3 protein-coding genes are annotated in these 3,017 nt (G+C 41.3%); all 3 read left to right on the top strand.

The features are described from left to right. Positions 1–648: helix-turn-helix domain-containing protein (locus tag ACH2DQ_RS10790; RefSeq protein ID WP_395026706.1), on the top strand; the 648-nt coding region annotated here is incomplete at its 5' end. Next, complete coding sequence (locus ACH2DQ_RS10785; RefSeq protein ID WP_394914283.1) at positions 611–2,368, top strand: sensor histidine kinase; 1,758 nt, start codon at positions 611–613, stop codon at positions 2,366–2,368. The genes ACH2DQ_RS10790 and ACH2DQ_RS10785, both read left to right, overlap by 38 nt. A 103-nt stretch (positions 2,369–2,471) precedes the next feature. Next, the coding region (locus tag ACH2DQ_RS10780; RefSeq protein ID WP_395026703.1) for an extracellular solute-binding protein at positions 2,472–3,017 on the top strand (546 nt) is incomplete at its 3' end.

Below are 3,017 nucleotides of genomic sequence, written 5' to 3'. Positions count from 1 at the left end.
TTAAAGGAATTTGAACTGCTGGACAGGAATCTGAACCAGGCAGAGGAGGAGTGGAGCAGGGGGCTGGACAGGATGTTTCAAGCGTTTTACAGCCCGAAATGGAATTTATCTGTACTGAAAAACTTCTTATCAACCTGGCAGTATTATGAGAAGAAGTGGGAAGATAAGCTTCGTATGGATGATGACACATGCAAGCAGGCATGTTATACAGTTGACCAGTTAAGAGCATATTGTGAGTCTTGCTGCAGGAGGATCTGTATGGAAATACAGCAGGAGAAAGAGAACTCCTATTCCGTAAATGTCAGACAGATCATAAGTTTCATACAGGAGCATTTTCAGGAAGAACTGACGCTGGATTATATAGGATGTAAATTTCAAATGAATGGCGTTTACTTAGGGCAGCTTTTTAAAAAGGAAGTAGGAACTACCTTTTTAAAATTTCTCACAGACTATCGCCTCAGCCAGGCTAAGAAAATGCTGGAGGATGGGCAGTATCAGGTGTCAGAAGTGGCTGAACGTGTGGGATATAAGACAAGCCAGTATTTCAGCCAGATTTTTTATAAGTATATGAGGATAACGCCGCAGGATTATAAAAAATGGGGGAAACAGGGTGGAAAAGAAAAGCTTAAAGAAAAGAATCTTGACTAAGATTGCATTTGCATTAACAGCAGCCACAGTTGTAAGTACAATTGTGGCTTATATCTATTTCAGCCGGATTGTACGGGATCAGAAGATTCACGATGAACAGATAAAACTGCGTCAGATTGTAAGCCAGCTGGATTTTATGGTGAAAGACATACAGAACTTTACGAGAAGTATCGCCATTGATCAGACCATTCAGGAGAACTTAAATAAAAAAACATATAAAAATGAATTTGACAAGACCAAGCGGAGATTTGAAGTGGGAAAACAATTGGTATTTTACAATTCCCTGCGGAATTATATCGGGGTTTCTATGCTGAAAGGGACAAATGGGCTATATTACAGCAGCCGGAACTTAATGGGAGATGTGTATTTTCAGGAGAGGTTTGCCCTGAAAGAGATTCAGGAGTATGAGGCGGAAGATAGTCTGGTATTTTCCAATCCTTATTATAGCATTGAATCGGAGATTTCCCAAAGTGTAATCTGCTATAAAACGGTGATCCGGGATATGAACAGCGCATCGGAGATTCTGGGAGTCCTGTATCTGGATATTTATCTGAAGTATTTTACCGATCAGATCGCAAATTATGCAAAGGATTATGAAAATGTATATTTAACGGGTAATTCTGCAAACATCTTATATCAGAAGGAAATAGAAGAAAAGGAAAGCAGTTATTTTAGTAAACTTACGGAAAGCAACGGGCAGAAAGTGGAGAAATTAAAAAATGGGTATTTGCTCAGGGAAGATGTAAAATCTACCGGATGGAGTGTAAACACTTTTTTGTCTAACAATTATCTTTGGCAGCAGTCAAGATTTGTCCTGGACTTTTTTCTGCTGTTTTTTGTGATTTCCATTACCCTGCTTCTGGTGATGACATCCAGGATATTAGAAAGTATGATACACCCCATTACCCGTTTAACAAAAGCCATGGAGCAGATGGAATACGGGGAGTTAAGAAGTAATTTATCCATCCATACCGGGGATGAGATCGAGCTGCTCTACCGGCGCTTCCGTGAAATGCTGGAAGAGATTCAGCAGTATATGGAGGAGAAGCTTGCGGACGAGCATCAGAAGAAGGAAATGGAGTTCGACATCATGCTGTCCCAGATTAATCCCCATTATTTATATAATGTACTAAATACAGTGGTCTATATCGCTGTTGCTGAAAAAAATAAGCGAATTGTGGAGATTGTGAATGCGCTCATACATACCCTGCAGGAAACGCTGAAGGTGGGGGAAAAGAACATTTATACAACCATAGAAAAAGAAATTCAGCTGGTGGAGTGCTATCTGACGATTCAGAGATACCGCTATCCGGATGTATTCCAGGTGGAGATTTGCTGTGAAGAGGAATTGAAGAAATGCGTGATTCCCAAGACCTGCATTCAGCCTATTGTAGAAAATGCTATACTGCATGGGATCATTCCGGGTGAAACAAAGGGGGAGATACGGGTCAGGATTCAAAAAGCAGAGGAAAAAATACAGATCACAGTGGTGGATAACGGAGTCGGAATGGATTCTGGAAAAATCAGAAAATTTATGTCTGGTGAAGCACTGGAAGAAAAAGCAGAGGAGCGCAAACATATAGGCATTACAAATATTAGGGACCGCATCCAGTTTTTATATGGAGAACCATACGGTATCTGGATTGACAGCAGGATAAATGAATATACCGTGGTAAAAGTGCTTCTTCCTATTCAGTGGGAAGAAAAAACCAGTGATTAAATATGAAATATATAGAATGAGAACAAAAAATATAGATCGTGATGTATAAAAAGCAAAGTGCGGATGATATGATACAGGTACATAAAGAAGGAGGTATCAGGAAATGAAAAAGCGAATGAAACAACTTACAAGCCTGGCCGCGGCGGCGGTTCTGGCAACCGGGTTATTATCCGGATGCGGAAATCAGTCAACAGAGGAAGAAACCACGAAGAATACCAATACATCTGACAGCGTTTCCAGTGAGGATCAGACCCAAAATGCGGGTGGGGCAGAAGCTTATACAGAGCTGCCTTCCGATTATGAAGGAACACTGACTATGTGGGGGTGGGATGATAACTATTATAAAACAATGACAGCGGCATTTCAGAAAAAATATCCCAATGTAACCTTCGAATATACGCCTGTGGCAAATGGCGATCTGCTGCAAAAGTATCAGACAGCACTGGCAACGGGGACGGAACTGCCGGATGTGGCATGGTCCATTATAGATTCAAGAGCAAAGGTATTTGAGCTGGATATGTGGGAACCTCTGAATCAGGCACCCTATAATTTTGATATTCAGGAGGTATTTGATTACCTGCATCCCCTGATGGTGAACTCCAAAGGAGAGGTGTGCGGCATCGAACAATCCATATCCCCGGCCGGAATC

Source organism: Robinsoniella sp. (assembly GCF_034124845.1).
The sequence above is the reverse complement of the archived record's forward strand: the minus strand, read 5'-3'. Positions and strand labels throughout refer to the sequence as shown.